This is a genomic window from Pseudomonas sp. NY15364 (assembly GCF_048068235.1).
Classification (GTDB): Bacteria; Pseudomonadota; Gammaproteobacteria; order Pseudomonadales; family Pseudomonadaceae; genus Aquipseudomonas; species Aquipseudomonas mendocina_D.
Map to the genome: position 1 here is coordinate 1 of NZ_JBLUPX010000100.1, position 389 is coordinate 389.

The following is a 389-nucleotide window of genomic DNA, read 5'->3' on the forward strand; positions in this document are numbered from 1 at the left end:
ATAGGCTCCACCGTGGAGCCTTGCGTGCAAATCGGTTACCCGCTGGAGAAGACCTTCCTCGTATTCCCGCCACGACAAGCCGTCCACGCCTACCGCTGCATCGCGGCGTAGGGCATAGAAACTCTGCGCCAGTAACTGCGGTGTGATGTGGTGCAGCAAAGCCGTGAACTGCATGCCCTTGTTCCTTCGGGCGGCTTCACGTACACCTTCAAGTCCCATCGACGCGCAACTGATCCGGCTCAGTGTCCGGGGCGCGGGAGGCTTGTTGGTGTTTCCCTTGGCGTTCTCGGCGCGGTTGTTGTCGATCGGTAGATGCCCGCCTTCGATGTAGCGCACCAGCCTGCTCCAGTTGCTGGCCAAGTAGTTTACCGCCTTGCCCAGGGCCGTCT

The 389-nt window shown here is 60.9% G+C and carries 1 pseudogene; it reads right to left on the reverse strand.

Annotation, left to right across the window (positions count from 1 at the left end):
• Positions 1–279: 279 nt before the first annotated feature.
• Positions 280–389 (reverse strand): annotated as a pseudogene (locus ACNFCJ_RS24150) (IS66 family transposase); the annotation flags it as partial.